This is a genomic window from Synechococcus sp. C9 (genome assembly GCF_022984075.1).
Lineage (GTDB): Bacteria > Cyanobacteriota > Cyanobacteriia > Gloeomargaritales > Gloeomargaritaceae > Gloeomargarita.
The window spans coordinates 409991-432900 of sequence record NZ_JALAAD010000001.1 but is presented as its reverse complement, the minus strand read 5'-3'; the positions used below and the strand labels follow the sequence as shown (position 1 = coordinate 432900).

18 protein-coding genes are annotated in these 22910 nt (G+C 50.9%); 7 read left to right on the top strand and 11 right to left on the bottom strand.

What is annotated here, in order from left to right:
* Positions 1 to 98: 98 nt before the first annotated feature.
* The 5 genes from MLD66_RS02120 (at position 99) to MLD66_RS02100 (ending at position 7197) form a co-directional block, all read left to right on the top strand.
* Entirely contained in the window at positions 99 to 1886 is a 1788-nt protein-coding gene (locus MLD66_RS02120) for a glycoside hydrolase family 15 protein (RefSeq protein ID WP_247215295.1), read from the top strand.
* Positions 1887 to 1896: 10 nt separating this feature from the next.
* Entirely contained in the window at positions 1897 to 3399 is a 1503-nt protein-coding gene (locus MLD66_RS02115; protein ID WP_247215294.1) for a trehalose-6-phosphate synthase, read from the top strand.
* Positions 3368 to 4177, top strand: a complete 810-nt coding sequence (gene otsB, locus MLD66_RS02110) for a trehalose-phosphatase (protein ID WP_247215293.1) — start codon at positions 3368 to 3370, stop codon at positions 4175 to 4177. The genes MLD66_RS02115 and otsB overlap by 32 nt, the downstream gene beginning before the upstream one ends.
* A gap of 77 nt (positions 4178 to 4254) precedes the next feature.
* Positions 4255 to 5691, top strand: coding sequence for a decarboxylating NADP(+)-dependent phosphogluconate dehydrogenase (gene gnd, locus MLD66_RS02105; RefSeq protein WP_247215292.1), 1437 nt, complete (start codon positions 4255 to 4257; stop codon positions 5689 to 5691).
* A gap of 9 nt (positions 5692 to 5700) precedes the next feature.
* Positions 5701 to 7197, top strand: coding sequence for a RecQ family ATP-dependent DNA helicase (locus tag MLD66_RS02100; RefSeq protein ID WP_247215291.1), 1497 nt, complete (start codon positions 5701 to 5703; stop codon positions 7195 to 7197).
* Positions 7198 to 7526: 329 nt separating this feature from the next.
* Here MLD66_RS02100 and frr read toward each other — a convergent pair whose 3' ends face one another.
* From frr to MLD66_RS02060, 8 genes are all read right to left on the bottom strand, one after another.
* On the bottom strand, positions 7527 to 8075 hold the full coding sequence (frr, locus tag MLD66_RS02095) for a ribosome recycling factor (protein WP_247215290.1): 549 nt from the start codon (positions 8073 to 8075) through the stop codon (positions 7527 to 7529).
* Positions 8062 to 8784 (bottom strand): UMP kinase, encoded by a 723-nt coding sequence (gene pyrH / locus MLD66_RS02090; RefSeq protein ID WP_247215289.1) that lies wholly within the window; start codon positions 8782 to 8784, stop codon positions 8062 to 8064. The genes frr and pyrH overlap by 14 nt, the downstream gene beginning before the upstream one ends.
* Positions 8785 to 8841: 57 nt before the next feature.
* Positions 8842 to 10653, bottom strand: a complete 1812-nt coding sequence (gene lepA, locus MLD66_RS02085) for a translation elongation factor 4 (RefSeq protein ID WP_247215288.1) — start codon at positions 10651 to 10653, stop codon at positions 8842 to 8844.
* A gap of 57 nt (positions 10654 to 10710) precedes the next feature.
* The gene (locus tag MLD66_RS02080; protein ID WP_247215287.1) at positions 10711 to 13131 is read right to left on the bottom strand and encodes an ATP-binding cassette domain-containing protein; all 2421 of its coding nucleotides are present in this window, start codon (positions 13129 to 13131) and stop codon (positions 10711 to 10713) included.
* Positions 13121 to 14545, bottom strand: a complete 1425-nt coding sequence (locus tag MLD66_RS02075; protein WP_247215286.1) for a coproporphyrinogen-III oxidase family protein — start codon at positions 14543 to 14545, stop codon at positions 13121 to 13123. The genes MLD66_RS02080 and MLD66_RS02075 overlap by 11 nt, the downstream gene beginning before the upstream one ends.
* A gap of 132 nt (positions 14546 to 14677) precedes the next feature.
* Positions 14678 to 15754, bottom strand: coding sequence for a class I SAM-dependent methyltransferase (locus MLD66_RS02070; protein ID WP_247215285.1), 1077 nt, complete (start codon positions 15752 to 15754; stop codon positions 14678 to 14680).
* A gap of 15 nt (positions 15755 to 15769) precedes the next feature.
* On the bottom strand, positions 15770 to 16759 hold the full coding sequence (gene hydE / locus MLD66_RS02065; RefSeq protein WP_247215284.1) for a [FeFe] hydrogenase H-cluster radical SAM maturase HydE: 990 nt from the start codon (positions 16757 to 16759) through the stop codon (positions 15770 to 15772).
* A 51-nt stretch (positions 16760 to 16810) separates the two neighbouring features.
* Positions 16811 to 17587: a Spy/CpxP family protein refolding chaperone gene (locus MLD66_RS02060; RefSeq protein ID WP_247215283.1), complete on the bottom strand. Its 777-nt coding sequence runs from the start codon at positions 17585 to 17587 to the stop codon at positions 16811 to 16813.
* Between the two features lie 413 nt (positions 17588 to 18000).
* Between MLD66_RS02060 and crcB (MLD66_RS02055) the strand changes: the two genes are divergently transcribed.
* Together crcB (MLD66_RS02055) and crcB (MLD66_RS02050) are read left to right on the top strand one after the other, a co-directional pair.
* A complete protein-coding gene (gene crcB / locus MLD66_RS02055; RefSeq protein WP_247215282.1) occupies positions 18001 to 18423 on the top strand; it encodes a fluoride efflux transporter CrcB in 423 nt (140 codons plus the stop codon).
* Between the two features lie 4 nt (positions 18424 to 18427).
* The gene (gene crcB, locus MLD66_RS02050; RefSeq protein WP_247215281.1) at positions 18428 to 18820 is read left to right on the top strand and encodes a fluoride efflux transporter CrcB; all 393 of its coding nucleotides are present in this window, start codon (positions 18428 to 18430) and stop codon (positions 18818 to 18820) included.
* On the opposite strand, the gene murI is transcribed toward crcB (MLD66_RS02050), so the two are convergent.
* From murI to MLD66_RS02035, 3 genes are all read right to left on the bottom strand, one after another.
* Positions 18803 to 19609 carry a glutamate racemase gene (murI, locus tag MLD66_RS02045; RefSeq protein WP_247215280.1) on the bottom strand — a complete coding sequence of 269 codons (807 nt, stop codon included), beginning with the start codon at positions 19607 to 19609 and terminating at the stop codon, positions 18803 to 18805. The genes crcB (MLD66_RS02050) and murI overlap by 18 nt on opposite strands.
* The gene (locus tag MLD66_RS02040) at positions 19606 to 21462 is read right to left on the bottom strand and encodes an N-acetylmuramoyl-L-alanine amidase (RefSeq protein ID WP_247215279.1); all 1857 of its coding nucleotides are present in this window, start codon (positions 21460 to 21462) and stop codon (positions 19606 to 19608) included. The genes murI and MLD66_RS02040 overlap by 4 nt, the downstream gene beginning before the upstream one ends.
* Before the next feature lie 92 nt (positions 21463 to 21554).
* Positions 21555 to 22862, bottom strand: a complete 1308-nt coding sequence (locus MLD66_RS02035; protein WP_247215278.1) for a YcjF family protein — start codon at positions 22860 to 22862, stop codon at positions 21555 to 21557.
* Positions 22863 to 22910: the final 48 nt, after the last annotated feature.

The following is a 22910-nucleotide window of genomic DNA, read 5'->3' as shown; positions in this document are numbered from 1 at the left end:
TAAGGTGAACGTAGCTACCTAGAAAAAGCACCCATAAAACACAGGAAAACATTAGTATCATTTAATATCATGAGTTGAATGTGGGAGTAGGTTAACGGATGAAGTCGCCGGTTTCTTTGAACTATGGACTGATTGGTAATGGGCGGATATGTGCCCTGGTTTCCCCAGTAGGTAGCATTGATTATCTGTGTATGCCTACCTTTGAAGGTGCATTTGTTTTTGACCGTTTGTTGGATGCGGAAAACGGGAGTTACTTTGGGATTGAACCCCTGCATCCTGAACTTTACACCATTCAGCAAACCTATGAAAAAAATAGCAATGTTTTACTAACGATTTTTGAATCAACCTTTGCTTCATTCGTGATTCATGATTTCATGCCCCGTTGGGAAATTTGGGACGGCAATCGTTCCTACACCCCCCCGGAATTGTGTCGCTATATTGAAGTGCGTTTTGGAGAGCCAGAAATTATCATCCATTATCATCCGAGACCCGGTTATCAACCGGAATTCGCTCCCTGTCGCATGGTCAATGAAACCACCATTGCATCCCCCCACCAGGACAACAGCCTATTTCTGGTAACCAGCGTTTCGCCGGTGCAAATTATTGGCAAGGAACCCATCCGTTTGAAAGGGGATGCTTTTTTAAGTTTATCCTACTATCAACCCATCCCAGACCAAGCCATTTCTGCCATTAAAGAAAAGCTGGTACGAACCAATCACTACTGGCAACGTTGGGTAAAGCATTGTTACTTACCCAATGAATATCAAAAGCCCATCATTCGTTCGGCATTAACGCTGAAACAAATGATCTATGAACCCACCGGAGCCATCATCGCCGCCCCCACCACTAGCTTACCAGAAATTGTCGGTGGTATTCGGAATTGGGACTACCGCTACTGTTGGATTCGGGATTCATTTTTTACGGTAAATGCTTTATTGAAACTATCCAAATTTGAGGAAACAGAAAACTTTGTCGGCTATTTATCCAAAATTGTTTTGGCGCATCGGGGTTACTTGAAACCTTTATACACCATTGAAGGTCATGATGTGCCAACGGTGCAATATTTGGATTATCTAGCCGGGTTTCATGGGAGTCGCCCAGTACGCATTGGCAATGATGCCACCCTGCACCATCAAACCGATGTTTATGGGGAGGCATTATTAAGTATGTATCCGGTTTTTGTGGATGAACGGGTGGTCTGTCCCAACTGTGACCTGCTCTGGACTTGTGTAGAACAACTTGTGGATTTAGCCATTCAAAAATTTCCTGAAAAAGACAATGGCATTTGGGAGATCGGCGACCGTCCTGACCATTACACCTTTTCTAAACTGATGTGTTGGGTGGCGGTGGATCGGGGTTGCAAAATTGCCTATCAACTCAAACGGCAAACCCTCTACCGCAAGTGGAATCAAAAACGCAAATTAATGCGGGAAATGATCCTGGGTTCAGCCTGGAATAATGACCGACAAGCCTTTACGCAAGCCTATGGCAAAGATGATTTAGATGCCAGTAATTTGCTCATGCCCATTCTGGGGATCATTGACCCCAAAGACCCCCGGATGTTAGCGACAATTCAACGTTCCGAAGAGGAACTGATGGTGGATGGATTAATGTTTCGTTATACCAACCATGACGAGTTGGGTTTGCCGGAAAATGCTTTTACCATCTGTACCTTTTGGTTGATTGATGCCCTGACCCTTTCCGGTCAAAAACGCAAGGCACGAAATTACTTTGAACATATATTATCCTTTGGCAATCATTTGGGCTTATTTTCGGAGGATATTAACCAAAAAACCGGTGAGTTAACGGGGAATTTTCCTCAAGCATATACCCATGTGGCGATTATCAATTCAGCGATGCTACTAGCACAAAACCAGACAAACTAGGAGGTTGATTATGACGGAACAAAGTATCGTAAACGCAACCGCTACCCCTGTGGTTGTACAACCAAATCAACCTGGTCGTTTAGTGATTGTTTCGAACCGGGAACCCTACACCATTCAGACCCACGGTAATGACATTCGGATTGAACGGATGCCAGGGGGATTAGTATCCGCTCTTGATCCGGTTTTACGCCAGAGGGATGGGCTATGGATTTGCTGGGAAGATGCGTCAAAAAAAGTAGTAGAAGTTGATGATGTTGCCAGTGATGAAGATAGCATTGATTGGGATAAAATTCAACTTCCTTATCAGATTCAATCCGTACCTTTAACCCAAGAGGAAATCAATCATTATTACTATGGCTATGCCAACACCCGTCTATGGCCTCTATTTCATTACTTTATTTCTAAATGTAATTTCTTTGAAGAACAGGACTGGCCGAGCTATGTCACCGCCAATCAAAAATTTGCCGATGCGGTCGTGGCTCATACTGGTTCAGAGGATTGGATTTGGGTGCAGGATTACCATCTTTTGCTGGTGCCGGAATTGGTGCGAAAACAACGCCCTCACCATAAAATTAGTTTGTTTCTCCACATTCCATTTCCCGCCCTGGAAGTATTTAAGATACTCCCGAAACGGGATGTGATTTTACGGGGGATGTTGGGCAGTGATTTGATCGGGTTTCATGTGCCGGATTATGCTACTTATTTCCTGGATGCGGTGGAACGATTACTGCCCCAAGAGGAGATTCAAATAGACCGGGAACATCAACGTATTTATTACCAAGGGCGGGGGATTCAAGTCGGGGCATTTCCCATCAGTATTGATGCCCAGAAAATCGCCGCATTAGTAGCAACGCCTACCTTACAAAAACGGGCGCAACAACTCCGGCACAATTACCCAGTAAAATATATTGGGGTGAGTGTGGATCGCTTGGATTATACCAAGGGTATTTTGGAAAATTTGCAGGCATTGCAACTCTTTTTTGAAAAATATCCCGAATACATCCGCCAGTTCTCCTTTATTCAGATTGCTTCTCCCACCCGGACGGCGGTGCCAGCCTATCAACGGATGCGGGAGGAAGTCGAGCAGGCGATAGGACGGATCAATGGATTATTTTCCCAGGATAATTGGGTGCCCATTCATTACTTTTACCGGCGCTTTTCCCTAGAGGATGTGCTGACCTATTTTATGATTGCAGATGTGGCGATGATCACCCCCTTGCGCGATGGGATGAATTTGGTGGCGAAGGAATATTGTGCGGCGAAAATAGATTTATCCGGGGTGCTGATCTTAAGTGAATTAACCGGGGCGGCGTATGAGTTAAAAGAAGCCCTGATGATTAACCCTTTTTACATCGAAGAAATGGCAGATAAATTGCATGAGGCGTTGACTTTACCGATGCCAATTCGTCAAGCAAAAATGCGGGCATTACGGCAAACCGTATGTGACCATGATATTCACCATTGGGTGCAATCGTTTATGGATGCTTTTACCCATGCGGTCAACCATCGCTGACTATTGGCGGCGGGAATCGCCTTTGGGATTAATGCTGGATTATGATGGCACATTAACTCCAATTGTCCCTGACCCCACCCAGGCGTTTTTGCCCCCGGCAGGTTGGGAATTATTACTGAAATTGTGCCGTCATCCTTGGATACGGGTGGCGATTGTGAGCGGGCGGTCGGTTTCCCAATTACGGTTTTTTTTATCCGCATTAACCGGGGAAGCAATCACGTTATGCGGGCTACATGGGGGGGAGATTTATGTGCCCCAGAAGGATCACTTTTTACGGCAACCAAACCGGGAGCAATTACAACAGCAATTACAACCACTTCGGGAGAAAGTTATCGCCCAATTAACTGCGGCTAACCTGTTAAATTCTGGCATATTTCTTGAAGATAAAACCTATTCTTTGGCAGTGCATTATCGGCAAGTGGAAGCATCGGTAAAACCCCAGATTATTGAACTATTATATGGCTTATTTACCCATGATACGGAGTTAACTGCACCCTTCAAATTGCAACCGGGAAAAGAGGTTTTGGAGGTACTGCCCCGCACCTTTGATAAGGGGGATTGTGTGGTTTTTTTATGGGATTTTTGGCAGTTGCGCCAAGGGTGCTATATCGGGGATGATGTGACGGATGAGGCGGCTTTTGTGGCGGTCAATCAACGGGGGGGACTTACCATCGCCGTGGGCAAAACCCCCGGAACTACCCAGGCTCAGCATATTTGCTCAGAGGTGGGGGATGTTTATCGGGAGTTGGCGGCGCTCGCATCGCAAAGTAAATCGTAAAGTAAATCGGTAAAGTTTCCAGGGTGCCTTGAGGAAGGGGTTAATCTGATGCCAACGACGCTCAGGAGGTGGTAGGGATGGCACAGCAACAGATTGGTCTGATCGGTTTAGCTGTGATGGGGGAAAATCTGGTCCTGAATCTGGAGCGCAACGGGTTCCCGGTGGCTGTGTTCAACCGCACCACGGAAAAGGTGGATGAATTTATCAAGGGGCGGGCGGCTGGTAAAAACATTGTTGGTACCCATTCTGTGGAGGAATTGGTCGCCAGTCTGGAGCGTCCCCGCAAGATTTTGATTATGGTGAAGGCGGGAAAACCCGTGCAGGCGGTGATTGACCAGTTGAAACCCCTGTTGGAGCCGGGGGACATCATTATTGATGGGGGCAATTCCTGGTACGAGGACACGGAGGCGCGCACGAAGGAACTCGAGGCGGTGGGTCTGCGCTATGTGGGGATGGGGGTCAGCGGCGGTGAGGAAGGGGCGTTGAATGGCCCCAGTTTGATGCCCGGCGGTACCCGGGAAGCCTATCAGGAATTGGAGCCGTTGGTGACCAAAATCGCCGCCCAGGTGGATGACGGCCCCTGTGTGACCTATATCGGCCCAGGCGGGTCAGGGCACTATGTAAAAATGGTGCATAATGGCATTGAATACGGGGATATGCAGTTGATCGCCGAAGCCTACGATTTATTAAAAAGTATTCTGGGACTGTCGGCGACGGAATTTCATCAGGTATTTAGCGAGTGGAATCAAACGGAGGAATTAAATTCCTTCTTGATTGAAATTACTGCCCAAATTTTCACCGTTCAAGACCCCGCAACCGGTAAACCCCTGGTGGATATGATCCTGGATACGGCGGGACAAAAAGGCACCGGGCGATGGACCGTGACCAGTGCGTTGGAGTTGGGGGTGCCGATTCCCACGATTACCGCCGCCGTGAATGCCCGGATCATTTCCAGTATGAAGCAGGAACGGGTGGTCGCTTCCCAAGAATTACCTGGACCCAGTCTGACCAACATTCCCGAAAAACACAGCTTTATTAATAAGGTGCGGGATGCCCTATACTGCTCGAAAATCTGTTCCTATGCCCAGGGGATGGCTCTGTTGGCGACCGCTTCCCAAGAGCTTAACTATAATATGAACCTGAGTGAATTGGCTCGGATTTGGAAGGGGGGATGTATCATTCGGGCGGGCTTTTTGAATAAAATCAAACAGGCTTTTGTGGACAATCCCACCCTGCCCAATTTGCTGTTGGCTCCCGAATTTAAGCAAAGCATTTTAGACCGGCAAAGTGCTTGGCGGGAGGTGGTGGCAACGGCGGCGCATACGGGGATTGGGGTACCGGCGTTCAGTGCCTCTTTGGATTATTTCGACAGTTACCGGCGGGCGACCCTACCCCAAAATCTCACCCAGGCGCAACGGGACTTTTTTGGGGCGCATACCTACGAACGGATTGACCAACCCGGCACGTTCCATACGGAATGGGTGGAAATTAAGGAAAAAGCGCGGGTCGTATAGGGTGCGAGCATGGGGACGTTTACCCTGGAGGATGCCCGGGCGAAGTTTCAAGAACTGTGGGGCTACCCGGATTTTCGCCCACCCCAGGGGGAAATTGTCAGTACATTATTAGCAGGTAGGGATAGCCTGATCGTCCTGCCCACCGGTTTCGGCAAGTCCATTTGTTTTCAACTCCCCGCCCTGATGCAGGATGGGGTGAGTTTGGTGATCAGCCCCCTCATTGCCCTGATGGAAGACCAGGTGCAGGCGTTGGAGGAAAAACATCTCCCGGCGGCGACCCTGCACAGCCAACAGTCCCCCTTTGAGCGCAAACGTACCCTCAAACGCTTACAAAGTAATGAATTGCGCCTGCTCTATTTGGCTCCTGAAACCCTGCTCAGTCCGCCGGTATGGGAGGTGTTAACCCGCAGGGATGTGGCGATTCGGGGCATTATCCTGGATGAGGCGCACTGTTTGGTACAGTGGGGGGACAGTTTTCGCCCTGCCTATGAGCGGTTGGGGGCAGTGCGGGGGGCATTGCAAAAGACCAAACCAGCGGGCACCCGGATTCCCATCGCCGCTTTTACCGCCACCGCCGACCCCCTGGTGCAGGAAACCATCAAGCGGGTGTTGCGTTTGGAAAACCCGGAGGTGGTGCGTCGCAGTCCGTATCGTAAGAACATTAACATTACTGTCCGCACGGTTTTAACTCCGCACCAGCGGCAACAACAGGTGTATTATACGATCAAATCCCATGAGGGGGAGGCGGGTTTGGTGTACGTCGCCACCCGGCGGGACACGGAAACCTGGGCGGCATGGTTGCAAAAAAAGGGCATCCCTACCCAGGCGTACCATGCGGGGTTGTCCGCACCCCAGCGGCGGGAATTGGAGCAGTTGTGGCTGACGGGGGGTGTGCCATTTCTGGTTTCCACCAGTGCCCTGGGGATGGGGGTCAACAAGCCGGATATTCGCTGGGTGATCCATGTGCAACCGCCCTTTAACCCCTTGGATTATATTCAGGGAATTGGTCGGGGCGGGCGGGATGGGGGGCAGGCGGAAGCGATTACCTTTACCAGTCAACCGACGGGCTGGTGGGGCAAACTGCCGGTGGGCTGGCTCTTTAACTGGCTCAATCCGACGGAACTGAATGCCCAACGCCATTACCTCGACCAATTACAAAAGCAATACCACCAAGCCCAAAAAGCGGCACAGACTTTGCCCCCGAAAGGAACATTGGAAAAACTCAAAGATAATCCGCAAGCGGCGGCGGCTCTGGCACTCCTGCATCGGGTGGGGGCACTGCACTGGGACGACCCCTACAGCTACACAATTCTCAAGGAAAAACTGGCGCAAATCAACGTGCAACCCAGTGATATGGGATTAAAAGCGATCAATGCCTATCTCAAAAGCGACCAATGTCGGTGGTGGTTTCTGGTGCAGGCTTTGGGATTAGAACAGGAGGGCGACCCCCTACCCTGCGGTCATTGTGATAATTGTTGGCGAGCCGGGCGAGGGAAACGGGCGTGATGTAGGTAGTGCTATCCAAGTAATTGTTTGTTATTACAATTAGTGCCATGCCTTCCCAAAGGAGTGTCTGCCATTTCAGACGATAGGCTCTCTAAGTGTAGGTAGTAAATTCCCGCAAAGCCTTATCTCATGGGTATTTGAGCAATGTCCCTACCCCGTGACGCTTCTCCCTGGAGAGACAAAGCCACCCACCTGCCTGAGAATCCTTGTTACCATTTCTTGAGCATTACAAAGATAGCACTACCTTTTTGTGCAATGACTATAAATGGTTCAGCAACAACAAACGATTGCCCAAACGACCAAAATTACTTGTAATGACAATCCTTAACCTAAACCGTCATAATCTCTTTCTCTTTCGCCTGGGTAATTTCATCCACTTTGGCAATGTATTTATCCGTCAGTTTTTGGATGGATTCCTGCAAATTAAAGGCATCATCTTTAGATAATTCAGCGGCTTTTTCCTGCTTGCGTACCTGATCCACCGCATCCCGGCGCAGGTTCCGCAGAGCCACTTTACCTTCCTCCGCCAATTTATTCACACTCTTAACTAATTCTTTGCGTCGTTCTGAGGTCAATGGGGGAATATTCAGGCGAATTTGCGTGCCGTCATTGTTGGGGGTTAAACCCACATCGGAGGTGCTAATTGCTTTTTCAATTAAACCCAAACTGGAACGGTCGTAGGGCTGGATCAAAATCGTACTGGCATCCGGGGTGGTGATATTCGCCAAGGAACGCAAGGGTGTTGGGACATCGTAATAATCCACCATCACCCGATCCAGCAGGGAGGCATTGGCTCTGCCGGTGCGGATGGTGTTGAATGCCCGCTGGGTCGCCTCCAGGGTTTGTTGCATTTTGGCTTCGAGTTCATTTAATTTCACAGTAACCTCCCACGATGGTGCCAATCGGTTCGCCCTGCACTGCCCGACGAATATTCCCGACTACGGACAGGTCAAAAACCACAATCGGGATGTTGTTTTCCTGGCAGAGGGTAATGGCGGTGCCGTCCATCACCTGGAGTCCGTGGCTCAGGACGTGGCTATAACTGAGGCTCTCAAACCGGCGGGCATGGGGGTTCACCTTCGGGTCCGCATCGTACACCCCATCCACCTTGGTCGCCTTGAAGACCACTTCGGCATCAATTTCCGCCGCCCGCAGTGCCGCCGTCGTATCCGTGGTGAAAAAGGGGTTGCCCGAACCAGCGGCAAAAATCACCACCCGCCCTTTCTCCAGATGCCGAATCGCCCGCCTGCGGATGTAGGGTTCCGCCACCTCCTGCATGGAAATCGCCGTCTGCACCCGGGTGGGCACCCCAATCTGCTCCAGGGCATCCTGCAAAGTCATAGCATTCATCACCGTCGCCAACATCCCAATGTAGTCCGCCGTTGCCCGGTCCATCCCAGCGGCTGCGCCCTTCACCCCCCGAAAGATGTTGCCGCCCCCCACCACAATCGCCGTTTGCACCCCACTGGCGACCACATCGGCAATTTCCCGGGCGATTCCCTGAACCACCTCCGGGTCAATGCCGTAGCTGAGCCGACCCACCAGGGCTTCACCGCTGAGCTTAAGTAGGATTCGCTGGTAGCGCATGGGAAAACTCAGTCTTTCTCCCTTAGGATAGCCGCCTGTGGGAACCCCCGACAAGGGTTATTCGCTTTTCAATTTCAAAACCGCCATAAATGCCTCCTGGGGCACGTCCACATTACCCAAGGCTTTCATGCGTTTTTTCCCCTCTTTTTGCTTCTCTAGCAATTTGCGTTTGCGGCTCACATCCCCCCCGTAACATTTCGCCAACACATTTTTGCGTAGGGGGGCAATGGATTCGCTGGCAATCACTCGACTGCCAATGGCGGCTTGAATGGGCACTTTGAACTGATGGCGAGGAATCAATTCCTTTAACTTTTGCACCAACGCCCGCCCCACATTGTAGGCTTTGTCCCGATGCACAATCGTGGCTAGGGCATCCGCTGGTTCATCGTTAATCAAAATATCCAATTTCACCAAATCATTCGCCCGATACCCCACCCATTGGTACTCCATACTGGCGTAGCCCCGGGAGCGGGATTTCATCTGATCAAAAAAGTCCGTCACCACCTCCGACAAGGGAATTTCATACACCAACACCGTACGTTCCGGAGTGAGATAACGCATATCCTTAAATTCGCCCCGCCGGGATTGGGCTAACTCCATCAACGTCCCCACATAGGTCTCCGGCGTGATGATTTCCACCTTCACGTAGGGTTCTTCAATTTGTTGCCGTTCGTTGGGATTGGGTAAATCCCCAGGGTTGTCAATTTCCACCACCGAATTATCATTTAATGTCACCCGATAGACCACCGAGGGAGCCGTAACTACTAACTCCAAATTGTATTCCCGCTCCAGGCGTTCCTGGACAATTTCCATGTGCAAAAGCCCCAAAAAGCCGCACCGAAATCCCATCCCCATCGCCGAAGAAGTTTCCGGTTCATAGTGCAAAGCGGCATCATTCAATTTCAACTTGCCCAGGGCATCCCGCAGATCGGCATAGTCATCCGCATTAATCGGAAATAAACCGCAAAACACCATCGGTTTCGCCTCTTTGTAGCCAGGTAATGGCTCGGTCGCCGGGTTATAAGCCAAGGTAATGGTATCCCCCACCCGGGCATCCTCTACCGTTTTAATCGCCGCCGTCAAATAGCCCACTTCCCCGGCTTGTAAATCCGCCACCGGCACCTGTTTGGGCGACATCACCCCCAATTCATCCACTTCGTATTCCTTCCCGGACATCATCAAGCGCACCCGGTCGCCCGTTTTGAACCCCCCATCCATCACCCGCAAATACACCACCACCCCCCGATAGGAGTCGTAATAGCTATCAAAAATTAACGCCCGTAACGGCTGATCCCGGCGGTCTTGGGGCGGGGGAATCCGTTGCACCACCGCTTCTAAAATATCTTCAATGCCAATCCCTTCTTTTGCCGAAGCCAAAATCGCCTGGGAGCAATCCAAACCAATCACATCTTCAATTTCCTGTTTCACCCGTTCGGGATTGGCCCCTGGTAAATCAATTTTATTAATCACCGGAATAATTTCTAAATCATGTTCTAACGCCATGTACACATTCGCCAGGGTTTGCGCTTCCACCCCTTGGGACGCATCTACGACCAATAACGCCCCTTCACACGCCGCCAGTGACCGGGAAACCTCATAGGAAAAATCCACATGACCGGGGGTATCAATTAGGTTCAAAACGTACTTTTGTCCATCTTTTGCCTGATAGTTCATGCGGGCGGCTTGGAGTTTAATCGTAATGCCCCGTTCCCGCTCCAAATCCATATTGTCCAGGAATTGTTCCCGCATCTGCCGCTGTTCCACTGTCCCTGTCACCTGGAGCAACCGGTCCGCCAAGGTGGACTTGCCGTGGTCAATGTGGGCAATGATGCAAAAATTCCGCAGACGGCTCACAGGGGTATCAGTCATGGGGGCATCCGGTGACGGTCATGCTCTATTGTGCCATTTCCACCCCGCATTGGGGGTTTAGTAAATATCCTTGCGTTTTTGCACCCACAGGGTCACGCCCAAATACACTACCGTATGCAGGAGCAAGATTGCCCAATTCAACCCCAAATTCGGCAAAGTAGCCGTGAACATCGCCATCTCCTTGATGGGAATGCTGTCCGGGTCCGTACCCGCCGGTACTCCTGGCACCAAAGAATTGACATCCGCCAACGCCCCCAACGCCCCCACGGCCCACCGACTCAGCATCAACCAAGAAACCAGTCGCCCCTGATTGCCCAGGTCAAATAAAATTCCCGCAAAGATAATTTGGGGGAGCAAAAGTAGGGGTAAGGCACTATTCGCCTGCGCTGAATTTCGCACCATTGCGGATACCATTAAGCCCAGAGAAACCGAGGTTAAAATCGTCAGAAAAATGGTAATGAATACCCCTAAAGGCCAAGGGAAATAGTTGGGAAAACATAGGGCATCGGCACCACACAATCCCGGCGGCCAACTAAACCCAAGGAGGATCACAGCGGTAATCAGGACACTCTGTAAAATTGCCAAGCCCCCCAGGGTCACCACCTTAGAACTCAAATAGGCAAACAGTCCCAAATTCACCAACCGTTCCCGCAGATAAATCGCTGATTCCTTGACAATTTCCTGCAATGAACTAGCAAAACCTGCCCACAAAGCGGCACAGACAATTACAAAAATGACCCGCCGTGCCAAGGAAGCCAACACATAATCCGGTGCCCCCACAAAGGGATTTTGGGTTTGCACTGCCAAGCGAATTAACACAATTCCCAAGGGTGCAGTTGCCAAAGACAAAAACAAATAAACCGGGTCCCGTTTCAGGAGTTGACCATACCGCCCCACCAACACCCACAACTGCCGCCAAAACGAAGCCCGCACTTTTTCCGGCTGAAAAGGCTGTTCATTCACCTGTCCAATCAAGCGTTCCTGGATAAATTTTTGGTACGTTTCCGACTGGCGAAATCGCTCTGCTTCCTGCGCTACTGCCTCTCGGGTTTCTAACTTGATATAAATATCGGCAAAATCCTGATGTTCCAGGTCAAAAAATGATGCCGCTGACTGGGGTGGGCCAAAGTAACATAAATTTCCCCCCAAACCCATAAACACCAAACGGTCGCAGAGGGTAACATTGGTCGTCGCATGAGTTACCAGAATAATTGTGCGCCCTTGATCCGCTAATTTCCGTAACAATTGCATAATTTTTTTATCCAAACCCGGGTCGAGTCCCGAGGTAGGTTCATCGAGGAAGAATAATTTGGGATCAGATAACAATTCCACCCCAATACTCACCCGTTTCAATTGACCCCCGCTTAAACTCCGCACCAAGGTATCCTGCCGCTCCGTTAATTCCACTTGGCGCATCACCTGTTCAATAATCTCGTTGATATTCGCATCCTTAGGCAACCGCAGTTTTGCCGCATAATACAGTACCTCTTTTACTGTTAGATTGGTGTGAACAATATCACTTTGTGGTACATAGCCAATAATGCTTCGATAGATATTAAAATACTTGCGTAAATCATCCCCATTTAGATATACCGAACCTTGGCTGACCGCCTCAATCCCCAATAAACTTTTCATTAACGTTGATTTCCCCGCCCCACTTCCCCCTACCAATGCCACAAATTGCCCCGGTTCAATCACCAGAGAAATATCATTCAGGATACGAATTTTTTGACCTTTTTTCCCAGTAACAACTTTAGCTAAATCCTTGGCATCCAAGCGAATCCGATCCCCCTGGTCGGACAACACCAACATATCCCCTTGCAATACCAAACGGTAGGGACCAATGGTAATCACATCCCCAACATTTAACGGAGCAATAGTCACTACTTTTTTACCGTTGACAAAGACCCCATTTACACTACAATCTCGGATCGTATAGTGCCCATTATTATCCTGAAAAATGACTGCATGGGAGCGAGAAACGGTGGGGGCATCCAGTTGTAAATCCGCTTCCTGTCCCCGCCCTAAAATCACTGATGAACGCCCTTTCAAAGATAGGGAACGTTTCTTAGGTGTAATGGGTTTAACTTGGGTAGAGGGGTGGTGATAGGTAATCGTAATCGCTGTTTTCGGGTCGGTACCAATGGTGATTTCATCCCCAGGATGCAAAAGATGTCCCTGTGCCGGTGTAATAATGGCATGGTTAATAAATAACCGATTCATACTCGAGGTTTGCCCATCCCCATCATGAATCGTGTAATGCTCACCCGTCCGCCGAAACGTCGCCTGCACCCGACTAATATGCACCCATTGATCGGGAATAATTAAACCTTCGGGCGGAGATTTACGGGGGGCACGCCCCAAAACATGGTGTGGTTCCGTCAATTGAAAACGGATAATTTGTCCCTGATTGTTGACCTCAATTTCCGGGTGCAAATTGACAATTGTATCGGAAGCAATTATTGTTTTATCCGCCATGATTTCCCCCAAAGATTTCCTGGTAATAATAGGGATTCAAATCTCCATTGGCATAGTCTGAACGTGGGAAAGGAATATGGTCTGGATAATGAAATTGTTGTGCTACTTCATCAGCAAAAAAAGCTCCCAAGGGCGTTAATTCAATTTTTTCTTCATCCTCAGTCAGTAAACCGTGTTTTTTCAGAGCGTTAATTTTGGGGCGAAATACCTCATTTAATGAGTAATTGGTGACTTTATGAAAATAATTTTTCCACACCCGCCGGTTCTTCAAAGGTAAGACAATTGCCCAGCGAATTTGTTGCTCCCAACTGCGAATCAATCCCCGGTTCAAGGGCAAACGACGTTCACCAATCATCCGGTAATATTCATCAAAACTTTGGGTATTGAGGCCAAACCGATCCCGTAAACTACTAAATGCCGTTAGACCAAACCCCAATTGATCCAACAAACCACAGCATTGGTTGTCCGCATAGTGGGAGTAATATTCTGGCTGTTTAGAAAACACCCGCCGCAAATTTTCCCGATAACCGTGGACGTTGAGAATATTAATTGCCGCCTGCTTCATCGCCAGGGTTTCCTGCACTGTAGGTACCACTTCGGGATGCCGTTCCCGTTGGTGTTTTACTGGCCCTTGAAAATCGCCATAGGCTTCAAATTTCAAACGATATAATTGGATTTCATGCACTCCCAAACCCACTGCCTGTTCAATCACTGCTATCCAATTTTCTAAGGTTTGACCGAGATAACCAAAAATAAACTCAATATTCACCTGAAAGCCAAATTTCAGAGCATCACTAATGGACTCTAATGCCTGCTCTGTCCCATGATGCCGGTTCATTAATTTCAGAGTGGCTGGATTCAAGGATTGCACCCCAATGGTCAGGCGGTCAACCCCATAATCCCGCATCATTTTCAAGCGTTCATTTCCCTCTTTGCCAATTAAGGTCACTGGGTCAACGTCGTAATTGTATTGGGTACATTCCCGACGATCAAGGCGGCGGTCTAATATCTGTAAAAATCGCTCTAATTGGTCTAGTGCCAGATAGGTCGGTGTGCCGCCCCCCACCAAAATTGAACGGGCTTTGAGGCGAGTATAACCTAATCGTTCCATGTAAATATCCATCTCCTGGGCAAAAGCGGATAAATACTGGTCTTTCTCCGCACTCCGCTCGCCTAATTGCACCGGATAATGGCAAAACAAACACCGTTGCCGACAAAAAGGCACATGGGCATAAATATCAAATTTGCCATCCGCTGGGGGCGTATAAGTCGCTAATAATTCCTCCGGGGTGAGCGGCGGATACATGGTAATTGGGGGATAATGTACCGACGGGAAAAAATCCCCTGAGCGCACAATTAAACCTAAGGATTGTAACTCCTCGTACTGCGCCAGTCGTTCAGAAATGTGTTCCATGTATGTGGATGACTGCACAACCACCATCGTATTACCCCCTGATTACCAATAGGAAAGAAAGGTTGATTTTAGATATACCATGAATGAGTAAATTACAAGGGGATTTCGCAGAAAAATTTCAGATTTGCGGGGTTAAACTGCTTCAAAAATTAACACATAGCGTTGGGGGATAAAGGCATATTCCCGTTTGAGCTTAAAGCCATAAAAACGCAGTTGATGGATAACCAATTCTTTCGCCACATAGGGACCGTGATACGGTAATTGCCCCGGCTCTACCAGTCCATTGTCCACCAATACCAAAGTACCCCCAGGTTTCAACGCCGCTTTAATACTTTGCACAAAACTGTCCCGGTCGGGTGCCGTACTCATGCCATAGATATTGTGATACAAAGAGCACATGAAAGCCACATCCACCTGTTTTCCCTGTAATCCAATCGTGGTGCCAGGATAACTATTAATCGTCGTGATATTGGTAATATTCTGCCGTTGAATATAGCGATTGATATAATCCAAATGCGCTTGCACCGTATCAATACTATAAACTCGCCCCTTTGCCCCCACTTTTTGGCTGAAACGGGTGCTGTAGTATCCCGGTCCACTGCCAATATCCGCAATGGTTTGACCAGGGGAAATGGGTATTACAGAAAGAACCTTGCTAGTTTGTTCCCATGCCTCACGGGTCGGGTTGTTAAACAGGATAAAATCCTCTAAAAAGGCGGCTCGATTGCGACCTGTTTCCGTGAGTTGGTCTGGATATTGTTGTAGGAGATATTTCCGTTGAACGTATTCTTTGAGATTGGCAAAATTATTTTCTGCAAAAAAATCATAAAAACTAGCCACAAAGGGGTCTTGTAAGGCTTTTTGCTTTTCTTGGTCAGGCATCAAAAATAAGTCAGCGAACCAACGTAATGCACTGTATTCCCCCCCATAATTTTCCCGGGGAATGATTTCGTCATAAATTTCAATGGCTTTTTGTGCCGCCTCCTGACTGCCGCTGACTAACATTTCCAAGATATAACGCCCCGCTTTGATGCCGTCCGGGGTAATCGCAAAGGAATCATTACTCCCCACATGAATTAGGGACATGGGTGACGTAATCGCTACCCGAGGTGTTAATAACTGGGGCACGGCAAAAGTATAAGCAATCCAGACGATCATGCCGGTCATTAAACTAACAATTAACCAACGGATTGAACGAGATAATTTCATCCCTCGTCTTACTCCCTAAATTGCCACTGGTCGCACGGTCATACCTGCCTGGTGAATAATCGTTTTAGCATGGTCTAAACTCACCACAAAACGCCGCTGGGAGTAAATCACATATTTTTGGCGACATTGGGGCGGTGTAAAGTTAATCGTAATCACATTTGCCCCTGCATTTAACCCCGCCAGTTGTCCACCGGGTTCTAACTTTTCTAGGGCACTCACCGTGGGAATTAACGCCTGGGGTAAAAGCATCCGAAAAATTGCCATGATGTTTAATGTCCGCTTGAGACTCCCGGCTTTTTGCGCTGAAAAAGGGGTGTTTTCATTGGCAATGAACGGGGAAGAACTGGCAAAATCCGGCTGAATTTCTTGGGTCAATAATACATCTTGCACCAGGGTATCAAGGGTTTGTCCGGGTAGCCCGACGATATTGCCGGTTCCCACTTGAAAACCCAATTCCTGAAGCCAGCGAATGCACTGCAAACGCCGGGTCAAAGGGGTGTGGGCAATTTGACGATAGCCCGCCGGTTCTGAGGTTTCAAATTTGAGAATGTAAGCATCTGCTCCCAACCCCCGCCACCGTTCATAGGTCGCCCGGGGATATTCTCCCAAACAGAGCAAAATATGCAAACCAAATTGCCGTTTGGCGGTGGGGATCACCTCCTGTAAAATGGCATCGCATTCCGGGTCTTGCCCCGCCTGCAAAAATAAAGTGCCAATGCCCAAGCGATGAATCTCTGCGGCAATATCTAAAATTTCCACTGCCGATAAACGATAGCGGTCTAACTTTTGATTGGTCGCCCGCATGGCGCAGTAATTACAGTTTTTTTGGCAGAAATTAGAAATTTCAATCACACCCCGCAAATGCACCTGATCCATTTGATACTGTTGCCGCACCCACCGAGCCTGGGCAAAGAGTTCCTGCTGTAATTCCCCTTCAGCATCAATTAATTCCCCCAAAGAGTAACCTAAAATTCTCTCGGTAGGTTCAGCAACTAAGGCGTACATTCTGACTCCTAAAACAAATGGTATTGAGCAATGGGTGGTGCTAGGATTTGATCAACCGGGTTGGGGGGGTGTAAATTGAAACTTTGCTCCCTGGAGGGTTTCCACTAATTTCTTTTGCTCTGGGGTTAATATATCTAGGGCTTTAGCGTTGCTTTCCTGGAGAATTTGATCCATCCGTTTGCGGTTGGTGGCAATGATTTGCTTGTTGTCCGCTCCCTTTTCGGGCACTTTCAAATTGATCCGCATACTCGTCCAGGTATCATCCCGCAATTTTTTGAGTTTCGCCTGTTGTTCTGGGGTGAGTTTTAACTCTTGAATAAAATGTTCATAGGAGAGGATGCCAAATCCATAAATTTGTAGGGTGATTTCTTTGAAACGTTTGAGTTGTGCTGGGGTGAGGACTTTCCCCACTTCATCCCGGGCGATGCCCACTTCTTTTTCCAATTCATCTTTGATTTGATCTAATTTTTTCTCCCGCTCCGCTGGTTCCATTTGCCCCAGGTTTAAGCCGGAAACCAAAGCCCGCGCCCGTTGCCGAAATTGCTCCCCAATCGCTTTGATTTTGGCGGACTGCTCATCGGTAATGTTGAGTTCTTTCTTAATTTGCGGATTTTGAAATAACTCGAGGGGGTCAGTGCCGCTCCGTTCCGTCCCTTGGGTGCCCAGGGTAATGGGGTTATCCCCCTCCTGACCAGGGCTGGGTGTTACACCAGGGGAGCCACTGACGGGTGGAGTGTTGGCTTCAGGTTCACTGAATAAATTACATCCAGAGATAAAAAATAAACTCAAAAATAGAGCCAGTGGTGTAATTTTAGCGGCTGTTTTCATCGCTATTGACTCCCCTAGGTACGATGAATCTTCACGATTGAATTATAGCCGGAGACGTCAACGGCACTGATACTATTAAGGTTTGTGATTTTTATGGATAATTTTCGTAATAAAAAGATTAAAATATGAGACATTTATTAAAGGGCACTTCTGAAAATGGGTCGCCGGGGCACCGCCCCCGCCCTTGGTTCTGGGTAATATGGGTATGCCAACGATGAAATTTTTGCTTGGCTCAAATAAGTAGAGATGCCCTATAATCACAGTTTATTTGTAGTAGTAAACCTGGTCATCGCAAACCATCATTAAAAATAGCACCACTGAATTAATCTGAAAGATGCCGACCTCACCAAAACTAAAGGGGATGGGGTAAAACTGGAAGGGGCACCCCTGCCTAACCTGCGATGGAAATGTCTATGGTTCTGACCACTCTGAGACCGGTTTTGGGGATTGCCTTGGGGGCGGTGCTGGGAGCCGTGAGCCGCTACTATGTGGAGATGGGGGTGAGCCATATTTTTACCACAACTCTGCCCCTGGGCACCTTCGTGGTGAATGTAACTGGTTGTGGGGCAATGGGCTTGGTGGCGACGCTCTGTTTTACCCCCCAGTTGCCGGTGCATCCAGAGTTACGGCTATTCCTGTTGACAGGATTTATGGGTGCCTACACCACCTTTTCCAGCTATGAATTGGATAGTAAACACCTCTGGACGGCACACGGGTGGGGGTTGTTTTTTTTCTATTGGATGGGCAGTGGTATCCTGGGGTGGCTGTGCTTAGAATTGGGCAGTCGGTTGGCGGGGCGGTTGATACGCTTCCCCGTGGATCAGCAGGAACCGTGAGGCGATGGATCACCCTTGGTTGTTACCCCTGTGGATCGCCTTGGGTGCCATTCCCGGTGCCCTCTGCCGCCATTATCTGATTATTTGGTTTGCGGAAACGATGGGAACGGATTTCCCCTTTGGCACCCTGTTTGTGAATGTATCCGGTTCCGTATTCATGGGCTTTTGTAGCACGCTGATTGATGAAAATATCTCTTGGTTAAATGGGTTAGTCACGATGGGGTTTATCGCTTCCTATACGACGTTTTCTACCTATGCGTTGGATATGTCTAAACTCTGGGGACAAAGACGTTATGCCCCCGCCCTGGTTTATTTCCTTGGTAGTCCCGTTGCTGGTTGGGTGGGGCTGGAATTGGGAATTTTTTTGGCGAATTGGTCTTCATTCCCCCAAGGGTAGTGCCTGCACCATGGGCAAATTGACGGCTTCCACTGGGGGAATAGCTCCGAGCCACCGTTGCGCCACCCGAGCGAAGGTTTGGGGGGAACCGCTGACCCCAAAGCGCACCCCGCCGCTACCGTGATGTTTTAACCCCAATACATCCAGTTCCTGCGCCGCCGCCCGTACCAAGGCTGTCGCCGGGTCAATCCGCCGCACCTGGGGGGGCAGTAGTTCCGCCATCAGGTCATCCAAGAGGGGGTAATGGGTGCATCCGTAAATTACCGTGTCCACCCCCACACTCCGCAGGGGAGCCAAATAACTGTTGAGCACCAGGCGGGTTTCCGGGGTATGACTGCGTCCCTGTTCGATCAAGGGCACCAAGGCGGGACAGGGTACCTGCCACACCCCCGCCTGAGGACAAGCCTCCCGAATCGCCCGGGGGTAGGCACCACTTTGCACCGTGGCTGGAGTTGCCAATACGCCAATTCGCCGCCCTGTTTGTACAGCAGTCCGGGCACCGGGGAGAATCAACCCCAAAATCGGCCAGGGAAATTCCCGCTGGAGTTGCTCCAACACCAGGGCAGAACTGGTATTACAAGCCACCAGCACCATTTTCACCCCCTGCTCCCCCATCCAGGTGAGGATTTCCCGCCCAAAGGTCAATAGCTCCGCCGCCGAACGTGTCCCGTAGGGCACCCGGGCTGTATCCCCAAAGTACAGCACCGGCTCCTGGGGTAATTGTTTTTGCAAGGCTCGCAGGACGGTCAACCCCCCCAAACCACTGTCGTAGATGCCAATCCGGTTCATCGCCGCACCTGGAGATAGCGCAAAATGCCCTGGGCAATCCCCTGCGCCATTACCCGCCGTCCCTCCGCACTCGCCAACCGCGGCGCATCCGTCGCCCCCGTCACAAACCCGACTTCTAACAAGACCGAGGGCATATCCGCTGGGGTATTGCGGATCACGTAAAACCGTGCCTGCCGTACCCCCCGGTCCGGTGCCCCACTTGCCCGCACCATCGCCCGGTGCAATTCCTGCGCCAACCCATAACTCGCCGCATGGAAATAATAGGTTTCAATGCCGTTCACATCGGGGCGGCTCATACTGATGGCGTTGGCATGGATACTGACAAAAATTGAAGCATTGACCTGGCGAGCCAGCACCACCCGGGGTTCCAACCCCAAATCCACATCCGCATTGCGGGTGAGCACCACCTGCACCCCCTGCTGTTCCAACAGAGCCACCACCTGTCGGGAAATATCCATGACAATATCTTTTTCCCGCAGACCGCCAATGCCAATCGCACCCGGATCGGGGCCGCCGTGGCCGGGGTCAATCACCACCACCGGTCGTCCGGGGGTAGGCCGGGGCAGGTTCAGATTCGGATTCATGGGGCGGGGGGGGGACACGGGAGTGGTCGCTCCAGTCCGACGATTCAGCCACCGGGCTAAGGGGGACAGGGTTGGGGTTTGCGCCGCCGCCGGGAGCAACTGCACCGCGACCAACTGGGGACTGACCTCTTGAATGCCAATCACCCGCATTTCTTGGGAGGGTCGCCAAATTAAATGCACCTGATTCCCTACGGATTCCACCGCCACCTCCAGTCCAGGGATATTTTTTAGGGACTGCGCCGCCTGGGGGGACAACCGCACGGACTCCAAAACCAGCCGCAGGGAGGCAAAACTCAACCCCGGTTCCCGCTCCCAACTCTGGCTGTAGGTGAAGGGACGGTTAGCCCGGAGCAAGACCTGTTGGTTGGTGGCATCCCATTCCACCCGCTCCACCAGGGGGGTTAGGGAGGGCAGTAACGGGCGGAGGCGGGTTGGGGCTGGGGCTGGGGTTGTCGCTGTTTCTGGACCGTAGCGGGGCTTTTTCGGCAACATTAAAACATCATTTCCCAGGGTGGCGACCTGCCAATCCGGGCTATTGCTATCCACCTGCAAGGTCAACCGGGTCAACGGGGGTTGGTTCTGGAGTTGCTGTGCCTGCACCCGCAGTACCCCCAGGTGGGACAAATTCAAGGTCTCGGTCTGGAATTGAGGCGCCAGGGTAGCGGGAATGTCCACCCAAATTTCCTGCCGATCTGGGGAACGCCGTACCTGTGCCGCCGCCGTAGTTCCCCGTACCCGTAGAGCCAGCCCCGCTTCCGTCACTCGCACCCCTTCGATCACCGCTGTCTGGGTCACCGTTTCCGGGGGGGGCATCTGGGGCGGATTGGCAACCGCCGGGGGGCTGGGCACATTGGTGCGTGCCAGGGTGCTGGGTAAGGCAATCACCCATTGATTCATGCCAACGGTGCGGGGTTGCACCTGCTCCGGGGTGAGGACATAATCCGGGTAAAGTTCTACCACCAAACGGCTGGTCTGGGGGTCAAATTGCCCCAAACGCACCTGCCGCACCAGGGATTCCCGCCCCACCATTGGAATAATATCCCGACTTTCCGGGGGGCGACCCAAGACCGTGCCCGGTAAATCCACCACAATCCGGGGGGGGTCGTTCAACACCTGCACCTGGGGTTGGGTGGGCAAAGCGGTGCTAAATTCCAAACGGTTGCCAATTCGGTCAAATCGCCAGTTCACCAGGGTATTCGCCTGGGCGGGCGCCGCCAACAAACAGCATCCCACTGCCCCGATCACCCACGCTGACCGTATTCCTGTCATGCCTCACACCCCCGGGTAATTCCCCCAAATTTTAACCAAAAATTTCCCATTTGCCAGCCATTGCCCTCAAACATTTTCCTCAAAACACGGGATCATGCCCCGCTTTGCACCACCCAAGGGAGCGATTGGGGAATAAACCGTTGCCAAAATTGCATGGCGGTAGCGCTGGCTTGCACCCGTGTTCCCAAGGACTGCCACAGCCCTGGGTTCAGTTCCCGCTCCGGGTATTGGAGGGTTTCCAAAAAAGTATGCCCCGCCAGATGGGTGAGGTAGGCGGCACTGAGCGCCTGAATGGCTCCCCCCACCCCGTAGGTGACCACCTGGGTTTTGAGCCAAACCGCCGCCAGTCGGGTGATCGCTTCCACGACCCCCATTTGGAGCAACATGGGTGCCAAAGCCTTGACCATCTCCGTGGCTTGGCTGAGGGTGAGGGGTCGCCGGTACACCTGCGCCAAATCCACCAACATCTGGGCATTGATCGCCCCGGTCGCCAACAGGTCGAGACTGGGCACCGGATTCACCCCCGCCCACACCCCCGCCCACACCTGATAGCGGTGGATCACCCGCTGGGCTAATTGGGCACGATGGGACTGCTGGCGTTGCGCAATGGTGGTTTGCAATGCCCGCCCCCGGCGTAAAATCGCCTGATACTGCCAGTGGGGTTCCTGGCTCCGTTGGGTCAGCCAATGGTTGAGTTCCTCCAGGACAGGTGGTGGGATTTCCCATGAATCTTCCCATGACCCATCCCCTTGCATCCGCTGGACTAAAATCGGGGCAGGCTGGGGGGTAATGGTAAGCAGGGGTTGGGGATACCCCAAATCCCGGAGTTGTTGCGCCACCGCCGCTTTTAATTCCTTACCCGACCAGGGAGCGGCACACCACACCACCTGCACCGGCTGGTCTTGGGCATGATAGGCGGTGAGTTCCTGCACCTGCGCCGGAGTCAAACGCTCCTGCACTCCGTAGAGAACCCAGGCGGGATGCTGTGAGTGGGTGGGAAATGCCCCCTGGGGGATGGGAATCTGGGGCAAGGTTCCCCGCCATGCCAAAGAAAGGGGCTGTTCCAGGGCGGCAATGCAGTCTTGCCAGTTTTGGTGTAAATCCGGTTGGGGTTGCCCTAATTCCTCTTCTAGGTCGCTGAGTTGTTGGGCAATTTGTTCCAAGTAGGCAATGACCTCCCCCCGGCTGAGTTGGGAACCATTTGGGGGTGGGGTCGGGGCAGGATGGGTTCCGAACCAGCGTTGTCGCCCCACCAGCACCAGCACCAAAGCCCCACTGACGACCCCCAAGCCCATGCCCAAGCCATGCCCCAGCCCTTGCCAGACCAGCAGTAGGCTACAGCCAACCAGCCCTACCGCCAACAATGGATAACGCCCCAGTTGCTGTCCCCACCCAACCATAACACCCAGGGAAATGTTCCCCTAATGTACCATCAAAAAGACACTGTT